Origin of the sequence: Rhodoferax sp., assembly GCF_028688795.1 — a bacterium.
Lineage (GTDB): Bacteria > Pseudomonadota > Gammaproteobacteria > Burkholderiales > Burkholderiaceae_C > Rhodoferax.
Genome location: NZ_JAQTXM010000015.1, coordinates 40760 through 65769, shown reverse-complemented (window position 1 = coordinate 65769; position 25010 = coordinate 40760). Strand labels below are relative to the sequence as shown.

Below are 25010 nucleotides of genomic sequence, written 5' to 3'. Positions count from 1 at the left end.
TACGCGCGCCCCGAATCAGATTTAAGCAACGCTACCACCAGCAGCCAAAATGGCTACTTTGGCTGCTGCTGTAGCACCGACGCCGTTCAACTTGAAAGGCTTAGTGACTTCACCGGTCTTGATGATCTTGACGACCTTGGCAAGCTCACCAACCAAACCAGCCTGCTTCAGCACCAAAATATCAATGTCAGAGACATCCAACAAATTTAGTGCGCTCAGGGTCACCTCAGCATTAAATTTCAGCAACGCAGATTTGAAACCACGTTTAGGCAGACGCCGTTGCATAGGCATTTGACCGCCTTCGAAACCAACCTTGTGGTAACCACCAGCGCGCGACTTTTGACCCTTATGGCCGCGACCCGCAGTTTTACCGATGCCTGAGCCGATGCCACGACCCACGCGTCGTTTGTAATGTTTTGCGCCGTCAGCCGGCTTAATGCCATTAAGTTCCATCATTTACCTCTTAAAGCACTTTAACCAGATAGCTGATCTTATTGATCATGCCGCGCACTTCAGGCGTATCAACCAATTCGCTTGTGCTGTGCATTTTGCGCAAGCCCAAACCGCGAACAGTTGCACGGTGAGACTCGGCGCAGCCGATTGGGCTACGCACCAGCTTCACGGTGACTTTCTTTTGCGTTGTCATTTCTAGGGACTCCAATTAAGCGAACAGTTCTTCAACTGTCTTGCCGCGTTTCGCAGCAACCACTGAAGGCGTTGTCGCATGAGAGAGCGCGTCTAACGTCGCGCGGACCATGTTGTACGGGTTTGAAGAACCATGGCTCTTTGCCACGATATCGGTGATGCCAACCACTTCAAACACAGCGCGCATTGGGCCACCGGCAATGATGCCAGTACCTTTGGGCGCTGGAGCGACCATCACAGATGCTGCGCCATGGTGACCCATCACCTTGTGGTGAATAGAACCATTCTTGAGCGACATCTTGGCCATGTTGCGACGTGCTTCTTCCATTGCTTTTTGTACGGCTGCAGGAACTTCTTTCGATTTTCCCTTACCCATACCAACGGTGCCGTCACCATCACCAACAACTGTCAGTGCGGCAAAACCAAGAATCCGACCACCCTTCACCACTTTGGTGACCCGGTTGATCGCGATCATTTTTTCGCGCAGACCGTCTTCAGGCCCTTCAGCCTTACCTTGCATTTTTGCTTGTACTTTAGCCATCTTATTTTCCGATCTGCTTAGAACTGCAAGCCAGCTTCACGTGCCGCATCAGCCAGCGCTTTCACGCGGCCATGGTACGCAAACCCTGCACGATCAAACGCTACTTTTTCAACACCAACAGCCTTTGCCTTTTCAGCCAAACGCTTACCTATGACTTGGGCAGCAGCTACGTTGCCGCCCTTGCCGGAACCACCCAATGATTGACGCACATCGGCCTCTGCAGTAGAGGCTGTTGCCAATACTTTGGAGCCATCGCCAGAAATTACACTGGCGTAAATGTGCAAATTGGTACGATTGACCGTCAAACGTGCCACACCCTGGTTTGCGATGCGGATACGTGTTTGACGGGCTCTGCGAAGACGCTGCTCTTTTTTGCTCAACATGATGCAGATCCTTATTTCTTCTTGGTTTCTTTGATCGCGACTTTTTCGTCTGAATAACGAATGCCCTTGCCTTTGTAAGGCTCAGGAGGTCGGATCGCACGAATTTCAGCAGCCACCTGACCCACACGCTGACGGTCAGCGCCCTTGATGAGCACCTCGGTTGGTGTTGGGGTAGTCACAGTAATGCCTTCAGGCATTTCCTTGTTGACAGGGTGTGAGTAACCGACTGTCAGATTGAGTTTGTTGGCTTGAGCCTGCGCTTTGTAGCCCACACCAATCAATGTCAACTTTTTCTCAAATCCTTTGGTCACGCCGACAACCATGTTGTTGACCAGTTGACGCAAAGTACCAGCCATCGCGTCTGCTTCCCTCGACTCGTTGGCAGCCGAAAAATTCAGCTTGCCAGCATCGGTTGTAATCTTGACGAGAGCGTTTTGAGTCAACGACAGGACGCCACCGGCGCCTTTGACAGTCAAGCTTTGGTCATTCATCGTCACATCCACTCCAGCAGGAATTGTGACGGGCATTTTTGCTATACGGGACATCTTATGTTTCTCCTCAATGCCACGCGTTAAGCGACGTAGCAGAGCACTTCACCACCGACACCGGTAGCGCGCGCTTTGCGATCAGTCATCACACCCTTGGGCGTTGTGACAATTGCCACACCAAGACCGTTTTGAACTTGTGGAATGGCATCGCTGCCGCGGTACACCCGCAGGCCCGGGCGACTGACACGCTCAATGCGCTCAATCACTGGACGGCCGGCGTAGTACTTCAAAGCGATTTCCAGCTCGGACTTGCCGTCGACTGTGACTACTTTGAAGCCATCGATATAACCTTCGTCTTGCAAGACTTGGGTAATCGCGATCTTCACTTTGGATGAAGGTACACGAACAGATGTTTTTGCAACCATTTGCGCATTTCGAATGCGTGTCAGCAGGTCGGCGATCGGATCACTCATGCTCATATCTATTTCTCCTGCCGATTACCAGCTAGCCTTGACGATGCCGGGTATTTCACCAGCAAACGCCATTTCGCGAATCTTTGCACGTGCCAGGCCAAAATGCTGGAATGTGCCACGTGGACGACCGGTGATCGCACAACGGTTACGCTGGCGAGTCGGGTTTGCGTTGCGAGGCAACAACTGCAGACCCAGACGAGCCGCTGCGCGCTCTTCTTCGGTATGCTTGGCACTGGTTGAAATCGCCTTCAATTCCGCATGTTTTTTTGCGTACTTGGCAACCAGTTTGTCTCTCTTGAGCTCGCGCTGTATCAAAGCCATCTTAGCCACAGGTCACCTCAGTTCTTGAAGGGGAAACGGAAACCAGCGAGAAGCGCTTTGCACTCGTCATCAGTCTTGGCCGTTGTCGTGATACTGATATTGAGACCACGCAAGGCGTCAACCTTGTCGTATTCAATTTCAGGGAAAATAATTTGCTCTTTGACGCCTACGTTGTAGTTACCGCGGCCGTCAAATGAACGACCGGAGATACCACGAAAGTCACGCACCCGAGGCAAAGCGACAGTAACAAAGCGATCCAGGAACTCATACATCTGAGCACCACGCAGGGTTACCATGCAACCGATTGCTTGGTTTTCACGGATCTTGAAACCAGCAATAGCTTTCTTTGACATGGTGACCACAGGTTTTTGACCTGCGATTTTTGTCAAATCACTGACTGCGTGATCCATGACTTTTTTGTCAGCCACTGCTTCACTCACACCCATATTGAGCGTGATCTTCGTCAGACGAGGCACTTGCATCGGAGACTTGTAGCCAAATTTGGCAATCAGTTCTGGCGCCAGTTTTTCACGAAAGAGTTGTTGCAAACGAGCCATGTTCATGCCACCTTGATTTCTTCGCCGCTTGACTTGTAAACGCGAACGCGCTTGCCATCAGCCTGCAATTTGATACCCACGCGGTCAGCCTTACCAGTTGCCACATTGAAGATCGCAACATTGGATTGGTGAATAGCCATGGTTTTCTCAACGATGCCGCCTGCCTCACCCTTCATGGGGTTTGGCTTGGCATGCTTCTTGACGATATTGACACCTTCAACCATCAGGTGCGAATCATCTTTGCGCGAAGCAACTATGCCGCGCTTGCCTTTATCGCGCCCAGTGAGCACGATCACATTGTCGCCTTTGCGAATTTTGTTCATGTGATGTCCTTACAAAACTTCAGGTGCCAAAGACACGATCTTCATGAACTTTTCAGTGCGCAATTCACGCGTCACTGGCCCAAAGATGCGAGTGCCAATAGGCTCGAGCTTGGCATTGAGCAACACTGCTGCATTGCCATCAAACTTCACCAAGGAACCGTCACTGCGACGAATGCCCTTGGCAGTACGAACCACCACAGCACTGTATACATCGCCTTTTTTGACGCGTCCACGGGGCGCAGCTTCTTTGATGCTCACTTTGATAATGTCGCCTACGCTGGCGTAGCGACGTTTAGATCCGCCCAGCACCTTGATGCACAGAACGGACTTCGCACCGGTGTTGTCGGCGACTTCGAGTCGAGATTCGGTTTGGATCATTTGTTTAATTCCCAACTTGCACTGAAAAAATCAGTTTGCACAACGCAAACTGCCACATCAGTCAGTCTTGGGCCCGTTACTCACAATATGAACCACTCACATTGCTAGCTTTGGGCAGACACTTCGTTTTTAACGCGAAGCCTTGTATTATGCAGCAAAAATGAAGCTTGATCAAACTTTTTCGGTTGCACTTGTCAAATAGTTTGGCCACAGGTGATCGAACCCCTCTTGATCTGGATCCACCCCCGTCTCATCCTGCAAGATGTTGGCGACATCGCCCGCCAGTTGGCCCGCGAGTCGCGCATCAAGAAACAACAGCCGGCTTCTTCGGGCCAGCACATCTTCCACCTTGATGGCGTACTCATATCGCGCGGCAAATCGCACCATGCTCTCAGACAGCCCATTGCAAAGCCAACGATCAGCACCCGGCAATGTGCGTACCCTGTCCTGCTCTGCGCCGTACGAATGCCAACCTTCTGGCTCATGCAAGGGAATCACACAAACCCCGGTAGCACCGGCGCCCACCAAGCGAAGGTTTTCTGTTAACCCACAAGCGGTCGATTTGATCAGGCCATGCGTGGTGCATTGCGCCAGCACATCTTCAGCCATGGCCCGATAGGTGGTCCACTTGCCACCCGTAACGGTGACCAACCCACTGCGGCCCACCAATATCGTGTGCTCCCGACTCAGGCCCTTGGTGTTGTCACCCTCATCATCTGGCGGCTTGACCAACGGGCGCAAGCCCACCCAAACGCTTTTAACGTCGGCACGGGTTGGCGCACGACGCAAATACCGCGCCGATTCGTTCAGGATGAATTCAATCTCGTCCGCAAATGGCCCCGGCTCCACGGCCAGGTCATGGCGCGGCGTGTCGGTGGTGCCCAGAATGACTTTGCCCAACCACGGCACAGCAAACAGCACACGTCCATCTGCAGTCTTTGGCACCATCAGAGCGGTATTTCCGCCCAGAAATTTCCGGTCAACCACCATATGGACACCTTGGCTGGGGGCCACCATGGGCTGCGTCTTTTTGCCGTCTGGCTCGCCTATTGCTGTGCCATCCTGGCGGCGCAGCTCATCAACCCACACGCCCGTGGCATTCACCACACAGCCACACGCGATGGCGTGAGCCTTTCCTGTGAGCTGGTCTTCGCAATTCACGCCGACCACCCGGCCACCCTCATGGACCAGACTGGTTGCCCGGCAATAGTTCACCAGCAAAGCGCCATGTGCCGCTGCGGTCCGCGCCAATGCCAGCGCCATGCGTGCGTCATTGAACTGGCCATCCCAATACTTGACGCCGCCTTTGAGCCCCGCTATGCGCACCATGGGCAAATGCGCCGACGTCTCGCGGCGGCTTAAAAACTCAGTGCGACCCAATCCCGCGCTGCCTGCCAGCGCGTCATACATTTTCAGGCCGACCCCATAAAAGGGAGCCTCCCACCATTGGTAAGTGGGCATGACAAAGGGCAGGGGTTGCGCCAGATGCGGTGCATTTTTGAGCAGCAAGGTGCGTTCATGCAATGCTTCGCGCACCAATGAAATATTGCCTTGGGCCAAATAACGCACGCCCCCGTGCACCAGTTTGGTGGAGCGCGACGAGGTACCTTTGGCGAAATCGTAAGCCTCCATCAGCACCACGCGCAAGCCCCGTGCGGCCGCATCCAGCGCTATGCCCAAACCGGTGGCGCCACCACCCACCACTGCAATGTCATAGTGACACGGCTCGGCCAGACGCGCCGTCAGTTGCGCACGGTCGGTGGCAATCGCTTGGGGTAAAGTGGGCATGTGTGATTCACTTGGGTGACAAACCACCCCATTATTCGCCAGTTCAGGACACCCATGACCTACCTGCTTGCTCTAGACCAAGGCACTTCCAGTTCACGCAGCATTGTGTTTGACCAAGATGGCCAGCTCATTGCCATGGCGCAACAGGAACTTAACCAGATTTACCCGCAGCCGGGTTGGGTCGAACATGACCCGCTGGAAATCTGGCGCGCGCAACTCACCACGGCGCGCGAGGTGCTGGCCAAGGCGGGCCTTCAAGCCCGGCAAATCAAAGCCCTGGGGGTTACCAACCAGCGCGAAACCACGGTAGTCTGGCACCGCAAGACGGGCCTGCCAATTCACAACGCCATCGTCTGGCAAGACCGGCGTACCGAGCCCACCTGCGTGGCTTTGCGTGTAGGCGGCTTGGCAGCCAGCATCCAGGCCAAAACCGGTTTGTTGCTCGACGCCTACTTCTCCGGCACCAAGCTCAAATGGATTCTGGACAACGTGAGCGGTGCACGTCAGCAAGCAGCGCAAGGAGATTTGCTGTTTGGCACGGTAGACAGCTGGCTGATCTGGCAACTCACTGGCGGAGCCAATGAGCGCACCCGCGCCCAAGCGGTTCACGCCACAGATGTCAGCAACGCCTCGCGCACCATGCTGTTCAACGTGCACACCAACCAATGGGACGGCAAACTGCTGCAGACGCTGGACATTCCCGGCAGCCTGCTACCCAAGGTGCAGGCCTCCAGCAGCCTGTTTGGCACCGTCAGTGCAGACCTGCTTGGCGCCGAGATTCCGATTGGCGGCGTGGCTGGCGACCAGCAAAGCGCCCTGTTTGGCCAAGCTTGTTTCAAACCCGGCATGGTGAAAAACACTTATGGGACGGGTTGCTTCATGCTGATGCACACCGGCCACAGCTTTCAAACCTCGACCAACGGACTGATCACCACCAGCGCAGCGCAAGCCACAGCGCAGCCCGAATTCGCCATGGAAGGCAGCGTGTTTGTTGGCGGTGCCGTGGTGCAGTGGCTGCGCGATGGGCTGCAAGCCATTCCCAGCAGTGCCGAGGTGCAGGCGCTCGCCGAAAGTGTGCCCGATGCCGGTGGCGTGATGGTCGTGCCGGCCTTTACCGGCCTGGGCGCGCCTTATTGGAAGCCGGATGCCCGCGGCTCCATCACCGGTTTGAGCCGGGGCAGCACATTGGCGCACATTGCCCGGGCCGCCCTGGAGAGCATTGCGTTTCAAAGTGCCGCCCTGCTGCAGGCCATGAGTCGCGACGCCATTGCGGCCGGCGGCGTCGCGGTGTCTGAGTTGCGGGTCGATGGTGGCGCGTGTGTGAACAACCTGTTGATGCAATTCCAGGCCGACCTGCTGGGCATTCCAGTGGTGCGCCCGGCAGTGACCGAAACCACGGCGCTCGGTGCGGCCTACCTGGCCGGCCTGGCCACCGGGGTTTACCGCAGCACCGATGAGCTCACTGCCTTGTGGCAAACCGAGCGGCGCTTTTTACCCACCTTGGCCCCCGAACGCGCACAAGAACACATGGCTCGCTGGGAGCACGCGGTGCGACAAACCGTGCTGCCTGTCGACCAATAAGTGCTGGTTGTTGCCGCAGTTGATTAGACTCACAGACTTAACAACGCGGGAGCAGCCTTTGCGCTGTGTTTAATTCATGAGCAAACGCATTGCATTCATTGGCGGGGGCAACATGGCCAGCGCCATCATCGGCGGCCTGATCAAACAAGGCCTGCCCCCTGAACAAATTGACGTGGTAGAACCTTTTGACGAGGCCCGCGACAAACTGCAGATGAGCTTTGGCATTGAGGCCCATGCGCAGGCCGGGGCTTTTTTGGCCGATGCCGCCCTGGTGGTGTGGGCCGTCAAACCACAAACCTTCAAGGAAGCCGCGCTCGCCGCTGCCCCACACGCTTTGGGTGCCCTGCACCTGAGCGTGGCCGCAGGCATTCGCAGTGACAGCATCGCCGCCTGGCTGGGTGTCGAGCGCGTCGTGCGCGCCATGCCCAACACGCCGGCGCTGATTGGCCAAGGCATCGCTGGCTTATATGCCCGCGACAGCGTGTCGGCCAATGACAAAGCCTTCATCGAAGAAGTAATGGCCACCACGGGCCAATCGCTCTGGCTGGATGCCGAAGAACAGCTCGACGTGGTGACGGCCTTGTCAGGTTCGGGCCCGGCTTACGTGTTTTACTTCATGGAAGCCATGACCACGGCAGGCATTGAAATGGGCTTAAGCCGTGAGCAAGCCCATCAACTGGCCGTGGCAACGTTTACCGGCGCCAGCGCCTTGGCCCAGGCGTCCACCGAATCGCCGCAAGTGCTGCGCCAGCGCGTCACATCCAAAGGCGGCACCACCTTTGCAGCGATTTCCAGCATGGAAGACAACGATGTGCGCGCCCTGTTCATCGATGCGATGTATGCGGCACGTGAACGCGCCCGTGAACTTGGCGACGAATTTGGCGCAGACTGAAAAACCGTCGCATCTGCTCTCCCCAGCCACCCTGCCAGGTGGCTTTTTATTGCGCGAAATAGCTCGCAGCAATGCCCGAAAACACGGCAAAGCCCAGCCAATGGTTCAGCCGAAAGGCTTTGAAGCAGCCCGCGCGGGTACGAGCCTGGATCATCGTGAAGTGCCACACCACCTGTGCCAAGGCCACGGCAATTGCTATATAAAACAGAGTGCCTTGCGCATAAGGCATAAGGGCTAGAGCCCAGATTATTATAAAGGTCAAATAACACAGCATGACCACCGGTACATCCCAACGCCCAAGCGTGATGGCTGAGGTCTTGATGCCCAGCCGCAAATCGTCATCACGGTCGACCATGGCGTACTCGGTGTCGTAGGCCAGCACCCAAAACAGGTTTCCCAGCATCAGCACCCAGGCCAGCGGTGGCAGGTCGCCGCGCACGGCCGCAAACGCCATCGGAATACCCATGCCAAAAGCCACGCCCAACACCGCTTGCGGCATCGACACATATCGCTTGGCATAGGGGTAAGCCAGCGTGACGGCCAGCGCGGCGCACGACATACCCACCGTGAGGGTGTTGGTGGTGAGCACCAGCGCCAGCGCCAGCAGCGCCAGCAGCGCGCCCACCAGCAGCGCCTCTCGCACCGACACTGCGCCAATGGTCACCGGGCGCCCAGCCGTGCGCTTGACGTGTTTGTCAAACTCGCGGTCTGCCACATCATTGATGCAGCAACCCGCACTGCGCATCAGGATCGTGCCCAGCACAAACACGGTGAGCAGATGCCAGCCGGGAAACCCCCCAGCCGCCACCCACAGCGCGCCCAGCGTGGGCCACAGCAGCAGCAGCCAACCCGCAGGCCGGCTCCAGCGAATCAGGTCAAGGTACAGCGCCAGCCTGTTTTCAAGAGCGGAAGAAAGAACACGCACACAGTCTCTTTTCGTAGTTCAAGGGACACAAAATGCTATATTTATTGGAGCTACTAGCGCTTATTTTTAAAGGCCTAGGGTTCTATTTAATGTAAAAATCATGCGGACAAACGGGTCACACCCGGCAGTTCGCAGGCGTAAATGGCGTTGCGCAACGCGGCAATGGCTTCGTAGCGGGTGAAGCTGCGCCGCCACGCCAACACCACACGGCGCATGGGAGGCGGGCCACCATCTTTGTCAGTGATGGGCAAATACTTGATATACGCATCTTCATCACGTCGGCGTTTGGGTTTGACGGCAAAAGCCTCTTTGGGCACGCTCAAACGTGGCACCAACGTGACCCCCATGCCTGCCGCCACCATGTGTTTGATGGTTTCCAGCGAAGAGCCTTCAAAGCTCTTGCGAATGCCTTCGGTGTTGCTGGAAAAGCGGGCGAACTCCGGGCACACTTCAAGCACATGGTCCCGGAAACAATGGCCACTACCGAGCAGCAACATGGTCTCGTTCTTCAGCTCGTCGCTGGTCACCTGTGTTTTACTGGCCATCGGGTGCTTGGCAGGCACCGCTGCCATGAAGGGTTCGTCGTACAGCGGCGCAATCGCCAGGCCAGCATCAGGAAATGGCTCCGCCAGAATGGCGCAATCGATCTCGCCGGTACGCAGCATCTCCAGCAGCTTCACTGTGAAGTTCTCCTGCAGCATCAAGGGCATTTGCGGTGTGCGCGCAATCATCTGGTGCACCAGGTCGGGCAACAAATAGGGGCCAATGGTGTAGATCAGACCCAAAGTGAGGGCGCCGCCGAGCGGGTCTTTGCCACGTTTGGCAATCTCCTTGATGGCGGCAGCCTGCTCCAGCACGCTCAGCGCCTGGCGCACAATTTCTTCGCCCAGCGGGGTCACGGTGACCTCGTTGGCACTGCGCTCAAAGAGCTTTACTTCCAGCTCTTCTTCGAGCTTTTTCACGGCCACGGACAGGGTGGGTTGCGACACATAGCAGGCTTCAGCCGCCTTGCCAAAGTGCCGCTCCCGGGCCACCGCTACGATGTATTTGAGTTCAGTCAGGGTCATGGTGTTATTTTCGCCGAGCGTGTGGCCAATTCAAAAAAAGATCAGCGTGGCATCCAGGCACTGCAAGCCCAGCACTGCTCAAAGCCGCCTTCAACCAGCTCGCCACAAACACAGGCCCAGCGGTGCTGCGGCACGTGCTGCAAGTGGTAGAGCAGCTCGCGGGCCCGCGCCTCTTGGGCGCTGTCCTGAATCCAGACTTCAGGCAGGCATTGGTCTGGCGGCAACTCACCCGCCACACCGCTGAGGTATTGGCGCTGCACGCTGGCCGCAATGCCCTCCACTTTGAGCGCATCGGCCCACAGGGTGGCGATTGCGAGGTTGGGGGCTTGGGTCAGGCGCAGCATGGTGGCAAGAGCATACGCGGGTTTTTCGGCAAGCGTCAGGACAAGCCAGCGGCATCAGGCCTTCAAAAACTCGGCCTTGGTCCCCAGCCAACGCTGCACATGTTGCTCGGCCAGCGCCGGGTGTTGATCGAGCATGACCGGGGCCAGGCGGCGGGCCCAGTCCAGCAGGTGGGCATCTTCCGCCACATCGGCGAAACGCAGCATGGCGTCACCGGACTGGCGCGCGCCCATGAACTCGCCGGGGCCGCGTATTTCCAGGTCGCGCCGGGCAATCTCAAAGCCATCGTTGGTCTCGGCCATGGCCTTCAGGCGTGCGCGCGCGGTCTGGCTCAAACGCGGCGCATCGCCGGTGGAATACAGCAGCACACAGGCCGAGGCCGCCGCGCCCCGCCCAACCCGCCCGCGCAGTTGGTGCAACTGCGACAGGCCAAACCGCTCGGCGTGTTCGATCACCATCAACGAGGCGTTGGGCACATCCACGCCCACCTCGATCACCGTGGTGCTAACCAGCACACCCATGGCGCCGCTGGTGAACAAGGCCATCACCGCCTTCTTCTCAGGCGCTGGCATGCGCGAGTGCAACAGCCCAATTTGCAGCGGCACGCCCGTGGGCCCCACACAGCCTTGCAGAGCCGCGCTCAGCTGGGCGTGGGTTTCGGTGGCGTTGCTCAGGTCCAGCGCCTCGCTTTCTTCAATCAGCGGGCAGACCCAGTAAATCTGACGCCCATCAGTCAGCTGGGCGCGAATGCGCTCAATCACCTCGTCGCGCCGCGCATCATTCACCACCTTGGTGATGATGGGCGTGCGCCCGGGCGGCAGCTCGTCGATGGTGGACACATCCAGATCCGCGTAATAACTCATGGCCAGTGTGCGCGGAATGGGTGTGGCCGTCATCATCAGCAGGTGCGGCTCCAGCGGGGATGGGGACGTAACTCCAGCGGAAACCGCCACGAGCGGATCGGAGAATTCGTCATGCAGTTTGTTCGAAGGCTCAAGCGGCTCCTTTTGGGGCGCCAGCTTGCTGCGCAGCGCCAGCCGCTGCGCCACGCCAAAGCGGTGCTGCTCGTCGATGATGGCCAGCGCCAGGTTATGAAACTGCACCTTGTCCTGGATCAGCGCATGGGTGCCCACCACCAGTTGCGCCTGGCCGCTGGCAATCAGCGCCAGCATCTCGCGGCGCTCTTTGGCCTTTTGGCTGCCCGTGAGCCAGGCCACCGTGATGCCTAAGGGGTGTAACCAGCCCACCAGCTTGGCAAAGTGCTGGGTCGCCAGAATTTCGGTCGGGGCCATAAGTGCACACTGCCAACCGGCATCCATGCACACGGCAGCAGCCAGCGCGGCCACCACGGTTTTACCGGCGCCCACGTCGCCTTGCAGCAGGCGGTGCATCGGCATGGGGCGGGCAATGTCCTGCGTGATCTCGGCCACCACACGCGTTTGCGCGGCAGTGAGTTGAAAGGGCAGCGCAGCCAACAGGCGCTCGTAAAGCGGCGTTGTGGCGCGCACCGCAGCAGTTGCGCCAGAAAAACTGTGTTCCAGCCCCATTGATGGGCGCAGACTGTTGCCACTGCCGCTCCCCGCCAGCACGGGCGAGCGCAGCTGGGCGCGTTCTCGGCGGGACTGTAATTGAGAGAGCTGCTGCGCCAACAGCTCCTCGGCCTTGAGCCGCTGCCAAGCCGGGTGGCTGTGGTCTTGTAGCGCGTCCAACGACACATCAGGCGTGGGGTTATGCAAAAAAGAGAGTGCCTTACGCATATTCCATAAGGGCTGCATGCCAATTTCTTGTAAAAAAACACTTGGCACGGTGTCCGGCAGTTCAGCACGCGCCAGCCCGGCCTGCACGGCACGGCGCAAATAAATTTGCGGCAAACCCGCCACCGTGGGGTAGACCGGGGTTAGCGCCCTGGCCAACTCGCCGCCGGCGGGTTTCACCACCGGGTGCATCATGGTCAGGCCAGCAAAGCCACCCCGGATTTCACCGCGCACCCGAATCCGGCTGCCCACAGCCATCGCCTTTTGCATGGACGGGTAAAAGGTAAAAAAGCGCAGCAGGCAAGTGCCGGTGCCATCGTCGAGCGTGACAAGCAGCTGGCGATGGCCACTGAGTTTGACCTCGGCGTGCGCGACGGTGCCCTCAATCTGCGCCACATCACCCTCGCGCACATCGCGCAGTTGGGTCAGCCGGGTTTCATCCTCGTAACGCAGCGGCAGGTGCAGCGCCAGGTCAATGGCGCGGTTCAAACCGAGCTTGCGCAGGGCTTTTTGCGGGCCCGACAGGGGTTTGGGCGGCGGCTTGCAAACAGACGTGGCTGAAGGCGTGGGGGTGGTCGGCGGCATGGGCCGATTTTGCATGGGATCAAAACTGACCACGCAGGGCCTGGGCTCAAGCCTTGATTTTTCGCACACCAAAAAAAGTGGCCGTGGCTTTAAATCGAGTGGCAGAACTTCCCAAGCCCATTTCAACTGAAGAAGGAGCACATCATGAAATTACATCAATGGCTTGCCGTGGCCATTACAACCGCATTCATCGCTGCATGCAGCGGCGGGGGCGGCGATGCGGGCGTGCCTGCGTCCAACGCGCCCGTCACATCCACCGACACGTTTCAGGTCAAGGCGGCCTATGTCAATTACTTCAACGACACCCGCAGCTACCCGTTCACAGTCAGCGGCACAGCCAGTGGCTTCAGCGTGACCGGCTCAGGCACCGTGACGCAATCACCAGTGACCAACGGCCTGTTTGAAGGTGCCGCCGTGTTACAAAAAACAAGCACGGTCAGCGGGTCAGTTGTTGCCAACGGCGTGACCATCTCGCTTGCGGCAAGCGACACAACTTTTGTCGATTCAAACTATGTGGCCAAAGGCTGGTCGGGCGAAGAATATGTGGTGGTCACCAGCGTGGCCGTTGTTCCCGACACAGCAAAAGTCAACGACTCCGGCCCGTGGCACACGTCCAACCGGTATGCCGACAGCAGCAAATCCACCTTGCTTGGATCATCCGACGTGAGTTTTTCCCTGGCACCGGACACCGCCACCACAGCCCTGCTGAAAATCATTCAGGTCGACAAGGACACCGTGGGCAACACCACAATGACCATGACCGCCGTTTTCAGAATGACACCCGCCGGCGGCCTGACCCGGCTTTCTGAAACTGCGGTGGACGGCAGCAGCACGTTGACGCTAACTTACTGAGGTGGCTGGCAGTGCGGGGCCATGGACACATGGTCTAAACTTTTCAGGGCGTGCGACGCCTTGAATCCGCCCCCTTGCCAGTAACTGCCTAGCACAAACAAAAAAAGCGGCGCATAGGCCACTTTTCATTGACCACCTGCAATTTATCGTGCAGCTGCCCGCTCAGCCAAAAAGATCTCGATGCGGCGATTCCTGGCGCGGCCATAGTCGGTGTTGTTGTCCGCAATCGGCTCATATGAACCACGGCCATCGATCTGGATGCGTTGTGAGTTCACGCCGCGTGACACCAGGTAGTTGCGTGCGCTGGCGGCGCGGTTGACCGACAGCGGGTTGTTGATGGCATCAGAACCGGTGCTGTCGGTGTGGCCCACGATGCGGATTTCGGTGTTGGGCTGATTAGCCAAGCCTTGCGCAAACTGGTCAAGAATCGGGCGCATGTTGGGCTTGATGTCGGCGCGACCGGTGTCAAACGAGATGTCGCTTGGAATGTTGAGCTTGAGCTGGTTGTCAGCGGTTTGCGTCACTTCCACGCCGGTGCCTGCGGTGGCTTGCTCCATGGCGGCTTTCTTCTGCGCCATTTGGTTCGACCAGATGTAGCCACCCAGTGCGCCCAGGCCAGCGCCAATGGCTGCAGACTCACGGTTGTGGCCAAGAGCCACGCCTGCCAGCGAACCCACGCCGGCACCAATGGCCGCACCGCGCTGTGTTTCGGTCATGTTGGCGCAGCCACTGACCAGCACAACCAGTGCGCTCAAACCGGCAATCAGGGGGCGGCTACGCGATGTTGAAATTGTCGAAATTGTCATGATGACTCCATGAGAGTTGTTTGAAAAAGAAGTTATATCACCGGACCCCCGCTACGCTGCGTGTGCTGGCGAACAGAAAGCCCAATTAATCACGTTGTGTTGACAATCCTCAGTTGTCATCGTCATGGAGCATGCCTGCGACAATCTCAACCCGACTCAATTGGCGGGCGATCATGCTCGCCCCACAAGCATCATGACCGCATTTCCCCTTGAAGCACAGCGCACGTTCACCCTGAGTGACTTTGATTTTGTGCTGCCCACCGAACTGATTGCCCAGCACCCAACGCCTACACGCAGCGGCTCACGACTGCTGGACGGCAGCGCCAGCACGCCGGTGAACCGCATCTTTCATGACCTGCCCAGCCTGCTGCAACCTGGTGACCTGATGGTGTTCAACGACACCAAGGTGATGAACGCGCGCCTGTTTGGCGAAAAGGCCACTGGCGGCAAGCTGGAACTGCTGATTGAGCGCGTGCTGGGTGGCAACCAAGTAGCGGCGCACATGCGCGTCAGCAAAAAGCCCGAGGTAGGCAGCACGGTGAGTCTGGTCAGCGCGCCCGGCAGCAAAGACCACCTGAGCGCCACCTTGCTTGGGCGCTGGCCCAATGCGCACGGCCCACTGTTTCGCTTTGTGCTGTCCAACGACGCGGGCGATGACCCCTACACCCTGATGGCGCGCCACGGCCATGTGCCGCTGCCGCCCTACATCACCCACGCCGACTCAGTCGAAGATGCGCAGCGCTACCAAACCGTGTTTGCCAAAAACACCGGCGCCGTGGCCGCCCCTACCGCCGCGCTGCACTTTGACGAAGCCCTGCTGGCCGCCATTGACGCCATGGGCGTGCAGCGCGCGCATGTGACGCTGCATGTGGGTGCCGGCACATTTCAGCCGGTCAAGACCGAAAACCTGGCCGAGCACCAGATGCACAGCGAGTGGTATGACGTGCCCGAAGCAACGCAACAGGCCATTGCCGATTGCCGCGCGCGCGGCGGGCGCATCGTTGCCGTGGGCACCACCAGCGTGCGCACGCTGGAGTCTTGGGCTCTGACGGGGCAATCCACCGGAGACACCAGCATCTTCATCACGCCGGGGTTTGACTTCAAGGTGATTGATGCACTGGTCACCAACTTTCACCTGCCAAAGTCCAGCCTGATGATGCTGGTGAGCGCCTTTGCAGGGTTCGAGCACATCATGGCGTTGTATGCCCACGCCATTGCAGAAAAATACCGCTTTTTCAGTTACGGCGACGCGATGTTTTTGTCTCGCCGAAACGCCGCATAATTTGTTCGCCTGCTTAGATAAACAAACCTGCTCATGAACAACTTTCAAAAACGCACAGCCATCCGCATTGCTACCGTGAGTCTGATGCTGGCCTCTATTGCCAGCCCGGTGGCCTGGTTTGTCACACGTGAGAGCGCGGAAGAAAGCGTGGTCGCACTGGCCATTGAAGAATCTGGCCGGCTACTCCACCACTACGACGCCATCAACCTGACTGGCCCACAGGCCACCGAGCATGCGCAATTGGCAGCGAAGACCATCTCGGGGGGCTTGTTTGACATTGCTGAGATTTACAGCCCCACAGGCGACAAGCTGGCGGAGTCCCTCACCAAAGAAGGGGCGGCAGTAGAGTCGGCCTTACCCCCGCATGGCAAACCGGCCTACGCCCTTCCCTCTTATGAAAGCCTGAAGCTTGCTGACGGGTTGTGGATGCTGCGCGTGTTTGTGCCGTTGCGCGAGTCCGCCACCGACATGAGTTTGCCAATTACAGGCTATTTCGAAGGTGTTCGTGTTGTGCCGGAATGGCAAAAATCACAAATTCTGAGCAACGCTATGACCGTCGCACTGATGGTCTGCCTGGCATCCTTGCTCTGCGGCGCCGTGCTGTATCCGGTGGTGGTGCGGTTGTCCGCCGACAACGAGCGCAAAGCGCGCGAGGTGCTTGACTCGCATATTTCGATGATGGAGGCCCTGGGCCGCGCCATTGCCAAACGCGACTCGGACACCGGCGCCCACAATTACCGGGTGGCCTGGATTGCCGCAGGCATTGCCGAAAAAATGGGCTTTTCTGGCAACGCCATGCAGGCCTTGATTGCTGGCAGCTTCTTGCACGACGTGGGCAAGATCGGTATTCCGGACGCCATTTTGCTCAAGCCCGGCAAGCTCGACGATGCCGAAATGACCATCATGCGCACCCACGTCAACCAGGGCAAAGACATCGTTACCGGCGCTGGCTGGCTCGACGGCGCCAACGATGTGGTGGCTTCGCACCATGAGAAATGGAATGGCTCGGGCTACCCACAACAGCTCGCAGGTGATGCCATTCCCCTGTCCGCACGTATTTTTGCCGTGGCCGATGTGTTTGACGCCTTGTGTTCCAAGCGCCCCTACAAAGAGCCCATGAGCTTTGAAGCCAGTATGGCAATACTGGACAAAGACACCGGAAGCCACTTTGACCCCAGCGTGATGGCCGTCTTCAAACCCATGGCCAGGGGCATTTTTGACCGCCTTGCCCATGCCGATGAAAACGCCGCTCGTGAGTTACTGGAAGACCGCGTGCGCCGTCACTTTGAGCTGTGAACCAATGGCGTGAAGCCAAACCACTGCCATTCACCCGTCCCTAGATCAAAGACAATACCGGCCACGTTCTTCTCACACACCATGACACACGCTCACCCACACGACCCTGCGCACCCGCATTCACACCCGCACCCGCATCCAGCCCAGCCCGTGGTTCAATTTGATGTGCTCGCCACCGACCCCGCCCGGATTGAGACAGGCTACGCAGGCAGCCACGCCCGCCGCGGCACCATGGTACTCAACCACGGCATGGTTCAAACCCCCATTTTCATGCCAGTGGGCACTTACGGCACGGTCAAAGGCGTGATGCCCTCCAGCCTGGAAGACATGGGCGCACAGATTATTCTGGGCAACACCTTCCACCTGTGGATGCGCCCGGGCGCAGATGTGATGAAAAGTTTTGGCGGGTTGCACGCGTTTGAGCGCTGGAACAAACCGATCTTGACCGACTCCGGTGGTTTTCAGGTCTGGAGCCTGGGCGCCATGCGCAAGATCACCGAAGAAGGCGTGCACTTTTCTTCTCCCGTGAATGGCGACAAACTGTTCATGTCGCCCGAAGTGTCCATGCAAATCCAGACCACGCTGAACTCTGACATTGCCATGCAGCTTGACGAATGCACGCCGTATTTGTCGGTCGAGCCCAAAACCAAAGGCCAGATCACCACCGAGGCCGAGGCGCGCACCTCGATGGAAATGAGCCTGCGCTGGGCCAAGCGCAGCCAGGACGAATTCGCCCGACTGGAGAACCCCAACGCCCTGTTTGGCATTGTGCAAGGCGGCATGTTTGAGAGTTTGCGCCAGGAATCACTGGAGGCGCTGGTGGCCATGGACTTCCCCGGCTACGCCGTGGGCGGGGTCAGTGTGGGTGAGCCCAAGGATGAGATGCTGCGCATCATGGCGCACACGCCGCACCGCCTGCCCGCCCACAAACCGCGCTACCTGATGGGCGTCGGCACGCCCGAAGATTTGGTCGAAGGCGTGGCGGCCGGTGTCGACATGTTCGACTGCGTCATGCCCACCCGCAACGCCCGCAACGGCACCTTGTTCACCCGTTTTGGCGACCTGAAAATGCGCAACGCCCGCCACAAAAGCGACCATGGCCCGCTGGACAGCACCTGCACCTGCTATGCCTGCAAAGGCAGCGTTCGCGCCAACGGCACAGTGAGCGGGGCTTTCAGCCGCGCCTACCTGCACCACCTGGACCGCTGCGGCGAAATGCTCGGCCCCATGCTGGCCAGCATTCACAACCTTCACTATTACCTGAACCTGATGCGCGAGGTGCGCGCCGCGCTGGACGCTGGCACGTTTGGCGCATTTCGGGCGCAATTCAAGACAGACCGGGCACGCGGGGTGTGAGACCGGCTTGAATTCATCCTTGCAAATCATGAAATGAAACTCCATAATTGTAAGGATGTTTACACGCCTCCTGCTGCCACAACTGACCGAAGAACTCCAGCATTCACCGGCCGTGGCCCTGCTTGGGCCACGCCAATCCGGCAAAACCACGCTGGCGCTGGAAGCCGCAAAGTCCATTCCCAGCATCTACCTTGACCTGGAATCTGAGCGTGACCTAGCCAAACTGAGGCAACCTGAGCTGTATCTGGCAGATCACCTGGACAAACTGGTCATTCTGGACGAAGTGCACCGCACGCCCGCGCTGTTCCCCGTGCTGCGTGGCCTGATTGACCAAGCCCGCCGCAACGGCAAACGTTCGGGCAACTACCTGTTGTTGGGCTCAGCCTCGCTGGACTTACTCCATCAATCTGGTGAAACCCTGGCCGGGCGCATTGCCTACCTGGAGCTCGGGGCCCTCAATCTGCTGGAAGCCGGTGCATCGCAACTGGATGCCCTGTGGTTGCGCGGCGGATTCCCCGAGAGCCTGACCGCACCCAGCGATGCACGCAGCCTGCGCTGGCGACAAAACTTCATCAGCACCTACCTAGAGCGCGACATCCCGCAGTTTGGCCCGCGCATCGCGGCTGACACCCTGCGCCGCTTCTGGACCATGTTGGCGCATCACCAGAGCGGTCTGCTCAACGTGGCGCAACTGGCACGCAACATCGGCGTCGATGCCAAAACCGCTCAAAGCTACATCGACCTGCTGTGCGATTTGCTGCTGGTGCGCCGCCTGCCACCCTGGCATGCCAACGTCGGCAAGCGCCTGGTGAAGACCCCCAAGGTGTACGTGCGTGACAGCGGGCTGGTGCATGCCCTGCTGGACATCGACACCAAAGAAACTTTGCTGTCACACATGGTGCTGGGGGCAAGCTGGGAAGGGTTTGTGATCGAAAACCTGCTGCAGTGCGCGCCAGCCAATGTGCAAGCCTACTTTTACCGCACCGGTGGCGGTGCTGAAATCGACTTGCTGCTGGTCTGGCCCGGCGGTGACATCTGGGCCATTGAGGTCAAACGCAGCCTGACACCCAAGGTTGAGCGCGGCTTTCATGCGGCCTGCAAAGACTTATCTCCCGTGCGCAAGCTGGTGGTCTACCCCGGACAAGAGTCCTTTCCCCTGGGTCATGACATCACCGCCATGCCACTGGCCACCTTGTGCCAGGAGCTGGCCTGCAAAGTTCATCCCGCACAATAAAAGCATATGACTCAACACTTGTTCGCTACACACTGGCTCGTCAACACCCTCCTTGACGAGGGTTTTGTTGCCCAAAAATCACAGAATTGGCCAAGCTGCCACTGCCTTACGGTTTGAACGATTGGCTCGCCGCCCACTTTGACGTGGCCAGCTTGTCGCAGCGCAGCGAAGCCCAGCTTGAAGAACGCTTCATTGGCCCGCTGCTCACCCAGCTTGGTTGGACCAGCGTCACCCAGCAAACCATCACGGTGCAGGGCAAACTGGCCAAGCCGGACTGGTGTCTGTTGCTGGAGCCGGGGCAAGACAACGCCCTCATTGCCAGCAAAGACCACGCCCTGATCACCGCCATCTGCGAATCCAAGGCCTGGGACAAAACCCTAACAAGGGCTACACGCCTATTTGTCATATAAAACTCGCCCATGACCCAACTGCCCCCTGAGCCTGACCATTTCTGGCTCACCTGCCGCTGCGCCTGATCAAATATCTTTTTGGCGGCCTGCTGGCGCTGGTCATCCTGTTTGAAGAATGGGGCTGGGAGCCACTGCAACGCGCGCTGGCCTGGGTGGGTCGCTTGGCCGGGTTGCGCTGGCTGGAGCGACTCATCCAGACCCTGCCGCCCTACGCCGCGCTGGCGCTATTTTTGTTGCCAACCTTGCTGTTGCTGCCCGTCAAGCTGCTGGCGCTGTGGCTGATTGGCCAAGGCAAAGTGATCTCAGGCACGCTGGTGATCCTGATGGCCAAACTGGTCGGCACGGCCATCGTGGCGCGCTTGTTTAGCTTAACGCAACCCGCGCTGATGCAGCTGGCCTGGTTTGCGCAAGCCTTTGGGCGCTGGACGAACTGGAAAAATGCCCTGCTGGCGCAAGTGCGCGCATCCATGCCGTGGCGACTCGGGCGGGTGCTGAAACACCGGCTGAAACAACGCTGGAATCGTTTCTAAAATCCTGAAACACAGGCGGCCTCCTGCCAACATCAGCTATTGCAATCCACCATGGCACATCAAAAACACTTGCTCCCGAACGATCCGCTACCACCCGCCATCACACCACCCCCAGGTGTTGCACTGGCGGTCAATGCACTCAGTTTTGGCGCCGGCGCCATGTCACCGGCGCAAAAGCGCTTTAACCAGCTGCTGAAACAAACGGAAACCCTGGCGCAAAAAATCGAAGACACGCGCAAGCTGGCTGACGCCCACCGCTTGGTGGCCGAGCGCACGCTGGTGCCGCTACAGAAAATGCGCATTGCCCTGATGCGCCAAATGGCCGTGTGGCTGGACGCTCGCTTGCAGCGCAAGGGCTTGAGCGCCAAGCAAAAAGCCATCGCCACCGAGATCCTCTGCCACTTGGCCGCACAAGTGGCCAACACCGGGGACGTTGCCATGCACGTGCTGTACGAGGCACACAGTGACTCATCGCTGGCCGAAGAAGAAGCCGCCACCGCCGCAAACATGAAAATGTTCATGGAAGACATCTTGGGCGAAGACATGGGGGACGATGACACTCCGTTTGAGCGCCTGGACGACCTGCTGCGCGCCAGCATGGCCAAAATGCAGGAAAAAGCCGCTACTGAGGAAGCCGCCCGCGCCAGCCACCAAAACAAGCGCAAGAAAACGGCAGCACAACTCAAGGCCGAGGTCAAAGCCACCGCCCAGCTGAAAGACGCCACCGGTGCCCTGCGCACCATTTACCGCCAGTTGGTCAGCGCCCTGCACCCCGACCGCGAGACCGACCCACACGAGCAACTGCGCAAAACCGGGCTCATGAAAGAAGCCAATGCGGCTTATGAGAAGCGCGACTTGCTTGGGCTGCTGCAACTGCAACTGCGCGCCGAATTGACCCATGCCAGCCAGATGGCACACCTGGCCAAGGAAAAAATGGCCGCCTTGACCACCCTACTTAAAGACCGGGTGAGCGTACTCACCGACGAGCTGTATGCGGCTGAGCGGCAAATGATTGGCGAATTCAATTTGCCCATGTTCAGCACCCTGAGCGCCACCGCGCTGCGCCGCCATCTCAACGAATGCGAACAGAATTTACAAGAAGAGATCAGCCAGATGAAGCAAGACCTGACCGTGGTGCAAGACGACACCCGTTTCAAACGCTGGTTGCGGGAGCAACAAAAAGCCAGCCAGGATGCGTTTACCCCGCTGGATTTCTTCTGACGCAGGCTGCGCCTAGCGGGATCTAATTTTGCTATAAATAAAATAGCTACTAGCGCTTTATTATCAAGGGCTGCTGGCCTATTTGCCTGTAAAAACTGTCAGCACGCCGGTGTAACCATACAGGTGGTGCCGGGCGATTTCACCGGCGGCAAAAAAGCCCACCAGCGGCACGTCGCCCAAGGCTCGGCGAATGATCTGCAGTTCGGCACTTGGACCCCCAAAATGCGCGCCACCGCGGCCGGTGCAACTCACGTAAATGGCCCCAGCAATGCCACGGGCGGCATGTGGTGCGGCCTCAGCCTCAGATTGCGCCAAGGCGGTTGCAACTTCCAGGGCCTGCTCTTGCGGCTCCAGCTCCTCACGAATTTCAGCGCAAATGCGCATCAGATCGGCGCGGGCGGCTTGCACGTTGCGCTGACAAAAAGCCAGTTCCATGCCCTCGGTCACCACGTCAGCCACGGCGATGCCTGCACGTCCGGGGTCCAGGCCGATGATGTGGCGCACCAGCACGTCGGAACCAAAATTGCCCGTGCGCATGATGGTTTGCGAGGCATCGGCCAAAGCCGCAGGCTCGGTCAAACCGACCAGCGTGGCGCGCACCGCTTGCAAGGCTTCACGCGGCTGCTCCAGCGTCACATCAAGCTCACGTAGCAGCACGTCGAGAGCGCTCTGGCCATCCAGCGTGAGCACCACATTGCGGTCAACACCGGTGACCTTGTGCGCCCGATTGATTGGCAGGCAGCCTTGCGTCACGCGTGACACCAGGGTCACGTCCGGGCCAAAGGCCACACCGCTCAAGCCACCGCTGAAGACACCGCTGGCCTTGCCCTGGCCTTTGACATTGCCGTCCCCTGACACGGCAAACTGCACGGTGCGTCCGCGGCTGGACGACAGGCCGCCAAAAACGTAGCCGGAGTCGGTGCGCTCCGCGAGCTCCTCTATCAGCCCGGCCACGTCAGGCGCATGGCCGTCGGCATGCACCAGCGCCGTGTGTGCCTCAAAAGTCAGGCCAAGCGGCGCCACGCCAGAGAACACGCGGTACTGGTCGCTGGGCAATTCCAGCAACATTACGGCCAGCGCTGGTTCATCAAAATATTCGACATTGTTGGACGCAATGCCGACCCCCACGGTGCCCGACCAGTCGGTGATCTCTGGCAACTCAGCGCTCAGGTGCTCCAGAATGGCTTCGGCGTGCACTGCGTAATGGTCGGTGATGTAGAGCAGCGCCAGCGTGGGGCTGCTGGCATAGCCGTGCAGCGCAATCTGGGCGCGCAACTGCGCCAGCACCAGGTTGGCCGCCATGCCCCACTGCGGGTGGGTGGCGTGGGCGTACGGAAACAGTTTCATGACCAGGCCCTGTGCACTGAAAACAAACCTTAGCGACGACGCGCAGGGGTTTTTGTGGTGGCTTTGGCTGCCGTTTTTTTGGCGGCTGGGGCTGGCGTTGCTTTTTTGGCCGGCGCTTTTTTGACGGCGGTAGCACTGACTGGATCCTTGGTGGCTTTGACGCTTTCTTTGGCCAGATTTTTTCCCAGATCCATGACGGTGGCCTTGCCGGCTTCCTTCATGGCGTCTGCGGCAATGTGCTGAAACTGCTCGGTCAGGGAGGTCCACAGCTTCAGGGGGTCGACCAAACCCGCGGCGACAGGTTTGGCAGCGTCACCGACTTTTTTGGCGACCTCTTCGGCTTGCTCAGCCACCTCGGCCACGGTCTTGACGGTGGCGGCTGCGGTCTCGGTGACCTTTTGCACGCCTGATGCCACAGTATCAGCGGCTTTGAGCTTGAAGGCGTTGGCCACATCACCCATGTTGAAGTTCATGCCCTTCAGGGTGGCCAGTGTCATTTTTTGCACCTCAAGGGCTTGCACGGTGGCGCCCAGTGCCTTGGAATTTTGGTCCAGCCAAAAATGCACGGTTTTCAGCTCGGAAATGCGCTTTTCCAACTCTTCTTCATTGAGCGTGGGCGCAATCCAGTTGGCCAGATTGGGCATTTGCGGCACGGTTTGTGACGCGTTTTTTGCCAGGTTTTGCAAAAAGTCAAAGCCGGGGATGAATTTGCCAAAACCTTCAGTTGCTGAATCGCTCATGTGTCTCTCCTGTTGGGGTTGTTAAAGCTTGCAGGCAGCAGCTTACCGCAAAGGCCTGCGCTGCTGTGAACTTGTCGCGTCCCCAAAATCAGGCCGACCCGCGGCGAAACCAATCAGTGGCGGGCAACGGCGAAAAGCCGTTTCAAGCGCCAGCCATTTGCCCGCGCAATACGGCCGAGCTGGCGGTCATGCCCGGAATCAGCGCCTGCGCACGCAACGCCAGGCTGCTGAACCGCGCCCGGTGCGGCTTGCGGTCTTGCAGGTAATCGAGCTTGCGCATGCTGCTGAACACCCTTGAGACGGTTTCAGGAGCGACGTCCAGAATGTCGGCCATGTCGTTCAAATTTGGCAGAGCACATTCGGAGGTGGTTTTGGCCTCGGGGTTGACGCTGTCGGCAAACATCAGCAGCAGGCACTTCACCCGCTGTGACGCCGGCCCGGTGCGCAGGCTCACCACCTCGCGGCAGCGTTGGTGGGCAATCACCACGGTTTCCATCAGGATGTGCATCATCTCAGGGCCGGTGGCTAGCATCGGGCTCAAAGTGACCGGAGTGAGCGCTCGCAGGCTCAGGGCATCGTCGGTGCCCACCCATTTCTCTACACCAATCACATCGCCAGGCAGTGCAAGGCGCATGAACCGACTGGCCTCGCCGGGCTGCGCGCTGTCGATGCGCAGCGCGCCCGTCTCCACACGCCACATCTGCGTCATGTCAAGTGCGGCCAGACCCTCACGGGCGCTTAAGCTGTGGCTGGCTGCGGTGGGCATTGAGGTGCTCATGATCTTTCCTTTTTTGTATAATAAATCGGGCTATAGCCCTCACTGAATAAGCGCTAATAGCTATTATTAAAATAGCATAAGAAGCTTGACAGCCCAAGCCCGCAAAGCTCTCGCA

At 58.6% G+C, this 25010-nt stretch carries 29 protein-coding genes; 10 read left to right on the top strand and 19 right to left on the bottom strand.

Features of this window, described 5'->3' with window-relative positions; all coding sequences use genetic code 11:
• Nucleotides 1–21: 21 nt before the first annotated feature.
• From rplO to PHQ58_RS12605, 11 genes are all read right to left on the bottom strand, one after another.
• Entirely contained in the window at nucleotides 22–453 is a 432-nt protein-coding gene (gene rplO / locus PHQ58_RS12655; protein WP_300111481.1) for a 50S ribosomal protein L15, read from the bottom strand.
• A 10-nt stretch (nucleotides 454–463) separates the two neighbouring features.
• On the bottom strand, nucleotides 464–646 hold the full coding sequence (gene rpmD, locus PHQ58_RS12650) for a 50S ribosomal protein L30 (RefSeq protein ID WP_300111480.1): 183 nt from the start codon (nucleotides 644–646) through the stop codon (nucleotides 464–466).
• Between the two features lie 15 nt (nucleotides 647–661).
• Nucleotides 662–1186: a 30S ribosomal protein S5 gene (gene rpsE, locus PHQ58_RS12645; protein ID WP_300111478.1), complete on the bottom strand. Its 525-nt coding sequence runs from the start codon at nucleotides 1184–1186 to the stop codon at nucleotides 662–664.
• Nucleotides 1187–1203: 17 nt separating this feature from the next.
• Nucleotides 1204–1569, bottom strand: a complete 366-nt coding sequence (rplR, locus tag PHQ58_RS12640) for a 50S ribosomal protein L18 (RefSeq protein WP_300111477.1) — start codon at nucleotides 1567–1569, stop codon at nucleotides 1204–1206.
• 11 nt (nucleotides 1570–1580) lie between these two features.
• A complete protein-coding gene (rplF, locus tag PHQ58_RS12635; RefSeq protein ID WP_300111476.1) occupies nucleotides 1581–2114 on the bottom strand; it encodes a 50S ribosomal protein L6 in 534 nt (177 codons plus the stop codon).
• Between the two features lie 26 nt (nucleotides 2115–2140).
• On the bottom strand, nucleotides 2141–2536 hold the full coding sequence (gene rpsH, locus PHQ58_RS12630) for a 30S ribosomal protein S8 (RefSeq protein ID WP_300111475.1): 396 nt from the start codon (nucleotides 2534–2536) through the stop codon (nucleotides 2141–2143).
• Nucleotides 2537–2554: 18 nt separating this feature from the next.
• A complete protein-coding gene (rpsN, locus tag PHQ58_RS12625) occupies nucleotides 2555–2860 on the bottom strand; it encodes a 30S ribosomal protein S14 (protein ID WP_300111473.1) in 306 nt (101 codons plus the stop codon).
• Nucleotides 2861–2868: 8 nt separating this feature from the next.
• Nucleotides 2869–3408: a 50S ribosomal protein L5 gene (gene rplE / locus PHQ58_RS12620; RefSeq protein WP_300111471.1), complete on the bottom strand. Its 540-nt coding sequence runs from the start codon at nucleotides 3406–3408 to the stop codon at nucleotides 2869–2871.
• A gap of 2 nt (nucleotides 3409–3410) precedes the next feature.
• Entirely contained in the window at nucleotides 3411–3731 is a 321-nt protein-coding gene (gene rplX / locus PHQ58_RS12615; protein WP_300111469.1) for a 50S ribosomal protein L24, read from the bottom strand.
• Between the two features lie 9 nt (nucleotides 3732–3740).
• A complete protein-coding gene (rplN, locus tag PHQ58_RS12610) occupies nucleotides 3741–4109 on the bottom strand; it encodes a 50S ribosomal protein L14 (protein ID WP_075585457.1) in 369 nt (122 codons plus the stop codon).
• A 171-nt stretch (nucleotides 4110–4280) separates the two neighbouring features.
• Nucleotides 4281–5897, bottom strand: a complete 1617-nt coding sequence (locus PHQ58_RS12605) for a glycerol-3-phosphate dehydrogenase/oxidase (RefSeq protein WP_300111467.1) — start codon at nucleotides 5895–5897, stop codon at nucleotides 4281–4283.
• 54 nt (nucleotides 5898–5951) lie between these two features.
• On the opposite strand from PHQ58_RS12605, the gene glpK reads away from it, so the two are divergent.
• Nucleotides 5952–7478 carry a glycerol kinase GlpK gene (gene glpK, locus PHQ58_RS12600; protein WP_300111466.1) on the top strand — a complete coding sequence of 509 codons (1527 nt, stop codon included), beginning with the start codon at nucleotides 5952–5954 and terminating at the stop codon, nucleotides 7476–7478.
• 76 nt (nucleotides 7479–7554) lie between these two features.
• The gene (gene proC / locus PHQ58_RS12595; protein ID WP_300111465.1) at nucleotides 7555–8370 is read left to right on the top strand and encodes a pyrroline-5-carboxylate reductase; all 816 of its coding nucleotides are present in this window, start codon (nucleotides 7555–7557) and stop codon (nucleotides 8368–8370) included.
• A 46-nt stretch (nucleotides 8371–8416) separates the two neighbouring features.
• On the opposite strand, the gene ubiA is transcribed toward proC, so the two are convergent.
• The 4 genes from ubiA to recG all read right to left on the bottom strand — a co-directional run bounded on the left by ubiA (nucleotide 8417) and on the right by recG (nucleotide 13043).
• The gene (gene ubiA, locus PHQ58_RS12590) at nucleotides 8417–9295 is read right to left on the bottom strand and encodes a 4-hydroxybenzoate octaprenyltransferase (RefSeq protein ID WP_300111463.1); all 879 of its coding nucleotides are present in this window, start codon (nucleotides 9293–9295) and stop codon (nucleotides 8417–8419) included.
• A gap of 98 nt (nucleotides 9296–9393) precedes the next feature.
• Nucleotides 9394–10362 (bottom strand): LysR substrate-binding domain-containing protein, encoded by a 969-nt coding sequence (locus PHQ58_RS12585; protein ID WP_300111461.1) that lies wholly within the window; start codon nucleotides 10360–10362, stop codon nucleotides 9394–9396.
• A 41-nt stretch (nucleotides 10363–10403) separates the two neighbouring features.
• Complete coding sequence (locus PHQ58_RS12580) at nucleotides 10404–10706, bottom strand: DUF2007 domain-containing protein (RefSeq protein WP_300111460.1); 303 nt, start codon at nucleotides 10704–10706, stop codon at nucleotides 10404–10406.
• Between the two features lie 54 nt (nucleotides 10707–10760).
• Nucleotides 10761–13043 carry an ATP-dependent DNA helicase RecG gene (gene recG, locus PHQ58_RS12575; RefSeq protein ID WP_300111459.1) on the bottom strand — a complete coding sequence of 761 codons (2283 nt, stop codon included), beginning with the start codon at nucleotides 13041–13043 and terminating at the stop codon, nucleotides 10761–10763.
• A gap of 144 nt (nucleotides 13044–13187) precedes the next feature.
• Between recG and PHQ58_RS12570 the strand changes: the two genes are divergently transcribed.
• Nucleotides 13188–13895, top strand: coding sequence for a hypothetical protein (locus PHQ58_RS12570; protein ID WP_300111458.1), 708 nt, complete (start codon nucleotides 13188–13190; stop codon nucleotides 13893–13895).
• Nucleotides 13896–14038: 143 nt separating this feature from the next.
• On the opposite strand, the gene PHQ58_RS12565 is transcribed toward PHQ58_RS12570, so the two are convergent.
• Nucleotides 14039–14701, bottom strand: a complete 663-nt coding sequence (locus PHQ58_RS12565; RefSeq protein ID WP_300111456.1) for an OmpA family protein — start codon at nucleotides 14699–14701, stop codon at nucleotides 14039–14041.
• Nucleotides 14702–14894: 193 nt separating this feature from the next.
• On the opposite strand from PHQ58_RS12565, the gene queA reads away from it, so the two are divergent.
• The 7 genes from queA (at nucleotide 14895) to PHQ58_RS12530 (ending at nucleotide 22030) form a co-directional block, all read left to right on the top strand.
• Nucleotides 14895–15983: a tRNA preQ1(34) S-adenosylmethionine ribosyltransferase-isomerase QueA gene (queA, locus tag PHQ58_RS12560; RefSeq protein WP_300111454.1), complete on the top strand. Its 1089-nt coding sequence runs from the start codon at nucleotides 14895–14897 to the stop codon at nucleotides 15981–15983.
• Between the two features lie 33 nt (nucleotides 15984–16016).
• Nucleotides 16017–17279, top strand: coding sequence for an HD domain-containing phosphohydrolase (locus tag PHQ58_RS12555; protein ID WP_300111452.1), 1263 nt, complete (start codon nucleotides 16017–16019; stop codon nucleotides 17277–17279).
• Between the two features lie 150 nt (nucleotides 17280–17429).
• On the top strand, nucleotides 17430–18635 hold the full coding sequence (gene tgt, locus PHQ58_RS12550; RefSeq protein WP_300111577.1) for a tRNA guanosine(34) transglycosylase Tgt: 1206 nt from the start codon (nucleotides 17430–17432) through the stop codon (nucleotides 18633–18635).
• 55 nt (nucleotides 18636–18690) lie between these two features.
• On the top strand, nucleotides 18691–19869 hold the full coding sequence (locus PHQ58_RS12545; protein WP_300111450.1) for an ATP-binding protein: 1179 nt from the start codon (nucleotides 18691–18693) through the stop codon (nucleotides 19867–19869).
• Between the two features lie 86 nt (nucleotides 19870–19955).
• Nucleotides 19956–20279, top strand: coding sequence for a hypothetical protein (locus PHQ58_RS12540; RefSeq protein ID WP_300111448.1), 324 nt, complete (start codon nucleotides 19956–19958; stop codon nucleotides 20277–20279).
• A 152-nt stretch (nucleotides 20280–20431) separates the two neighbouring features.
• Entirely contained in the window at nucleotides 20432–20809 is a 378-nt protein-coding gene (locus PHQ58_RS12535; protein ID WP_367187315.1) for a hypothetical protein, read from the top strand.
• A 51-nt stretch (nucleotides 20810–20860) separates the two neighbouring features.
• A complete protein-coding gene (locus PHQ58_RS12530) occupies nucleotides 20861–22030 on the top strand; it encodes a hypothetical protein (protein WP_300111446.1) in 1170 nt (389 codons plus the stop codon).
• Between the two features lie 78 nt (nucleotides 22031–22108).
• Here PHQ58_RS12530 and PHQ58_RS12525 read toward each other — a convergent pair whose 3' ends face one another.
• The 3 genes from PHQ58_RS12525 to PHQ58_RS12515 form a co-directional block, all read right to left on the bottom strand.
• Nucleotides 22109–23377, bottom strand: coding sequence for an FIST N-terminal domain-containing protein (locus PHQ58_RS12525; protein WP_300111444.1), 1269 nt, complete (start codon nucleotides 23375–23377; stop codon nucleotides 22109–22111).
• Nucleotides 23378–23406: 29 nt separating this feature from the next.
• Complete coding sequence (locus PHQ58_RS12520) at nucleotides 23407–24117, bottom strand: PhaM family polyhydroxyalkanoate granule multifunctional regulatory protein (protein ID WP_300111442.1); 711 nt, start codon at nucleotides 24115–24117, stop codon at nucleotides 23407–23409.
• Between the two features lie 142 nt (nucleotides 24118–24259).
• On the bottom strand, nucleotides 24260–24895 hold the full coding sequence (locus PHQ58_RS12515; RefSeq protein ID WP_300111440.1) for a Crp/Fnr family transcriptional regulator: 636 nt from the start codon (nucleotides 24893–24895) through the stop codon (nucleotides 24260–24262).
• Nucleotides 24896–25010: the final 115 nt, after the last annotated feature.

Coding starts and splice junctions, on each gene's coding strand:
- rplO (WP_300111481.1), bottom strand. CDS start 453: ATGGAACTTAATGGCATTAAGCCGGCTGACGGCGCAAAACATTACAAA.
- rpmD (WP_300111480.1), bottom strand. CDS start 646: ATGACAACGCAAAAGAAAGTCACCGTGAAGCTGGTGCGTAGCCCAATC.
- rpsE (WP_300111478.1), bottom strand. CDS start 1,186: ATGGCTAAAGTACAAGCAAAAATGCAAGGTAAGGCTGAAGGGCCTGAA.
- rplR (WP_300111477.1), bottom strand. CDS start 1,569: ATGTTGAGCAAAAAAGAGCAGCGTCTTCGCAGAGCCCGTCAAACACGT.
- rplF (WP_300111476.1), bottom strand. CDS start 2,114: ATGTCCCGTATAGCAAAAATGCCCGTCACAATTCCTGCTGGAGTGGAT.
- rpsH (WP_300111475.1), bottom strand. CDS start 2,536: ATGAGCATGAGTGATCCGATCGCCGACCTGCTGACACGCATTCGAAAT.
- rplE (WP_300111471.1), bottom strand. CDS start 3,408: ATGGCTCGTTTGCAACAACTCTTTCGTGAAAAACTGGCGCCAGAACTG.
- rplX (WP_300111469.1), bottom strand. CDS start 3,731: ATGAACAAAATTCGCAAAGGCGACAATGTGATCGTGCTCACTGGGCGC.
- rplN (WP_075585457.1), bottom strand. CDS start 4,109: ATGATCCAAACCGAATCTCGACTCGAAGTCGCCGACAACACCGGTGCG.
- PHQ58_RS12605 (WP_300111467.1), bottom strand. CDS start 5,897: ATGCCCACTTTACCCCAAGCGATTGCCACCGACCGTGCGCAACTGACG.
- glpK (WP_300111466.1), top strand. CDS start 5,952: ATGACCTACCTGCTTGCTCTAGACCAAGGCACTTCCAGTTCACGCAGC.
- proC (WP_300111465.1), top strand. CDS start 7,555: ATGAGCAAACGCATTGCATTCATTGGCGGGGGCAACATGGCCAGCGCC.
- PHQ58_RS12585 (WP_300111461.1), bottom strand. CDS start 10,362: ATGACCCTGACTGAACTCAAATACATCGTAGCGGTGGCCCGGGAGCGG.
- PHQ58_RS12580 (WP_300111460.1), bottom strand. CDS start 10,706: ATGCTGCGCCTGACCCAAGCCCCCAACCTCGCAATCGCCACCCTGTGG.
- recG (WP_300111459.1), bottom strand. CDS start 13,043: ATGCCGCCGACCACCCCCACGCCTTCAGCCACGTCTGTTTGCAAGCCG.
- PHQ58_RS12570 (WP_300111458.1), top strand. CDS start 13,188: ATGAAATTACATCAATGGCTTGCCGTGGCCATTACAACCGCATTCATC.
- PHQ58_RS12565 (WP_300111456.1), bottom strand. CDS start 14,701: ATGACAATTTCGACAATTTCAACATCGCGTAGCCGCCCCCTGATTGCC.
- queA (WP_300111454.1), top strand. CDS start 14,895: ATGACCGCATTTCCCCTTGAAGCACAGCGCACGTTCACCCTGAGTGAC.
- PHQ58_RS12555 (WP_300111452.1), top strand. CDS start 16,017: ATGAACAACTTTCAAAAACGCACAGCCATCCGCATTGCTACCGTGAGT.
- PHQ58_RS12545 (WP_300111450.1), top strand. CDS start 18,691: ATGTTTACACGCCTCCTGCTGCCACAACTGACCGAAGAACTCCAGCAT.
- PHQ58_RS12530 (WP_300111446.1), top strand. CDS start 20,861: ATGGCACATCAAAAACACTTGCTCCCGAACGATCCGCTACCACCCGCC.
- PHQ58_RS12525 (WP_300111444.1), bottom strand. CDS start 23,377: ATGAAACTGTTTCCGTACGCCCACGCCACCCACCCGCAGTGGGGCATG.
- PHQ58_RS12520 (WP_300111442.1), bottom strand. CDS start 24,117: ATGAGCGATTCAGCAACTGAAGGTTTTGGCAAATTCATCCCCGGCTTT.
- PHQ58_RS12515 (WP_300111440.1), bottom strand. CDS start 24,895: ATGAGCACCTCAATGCCCACCGCAGCCAGCCACAGCTTAAGCGCCCGT.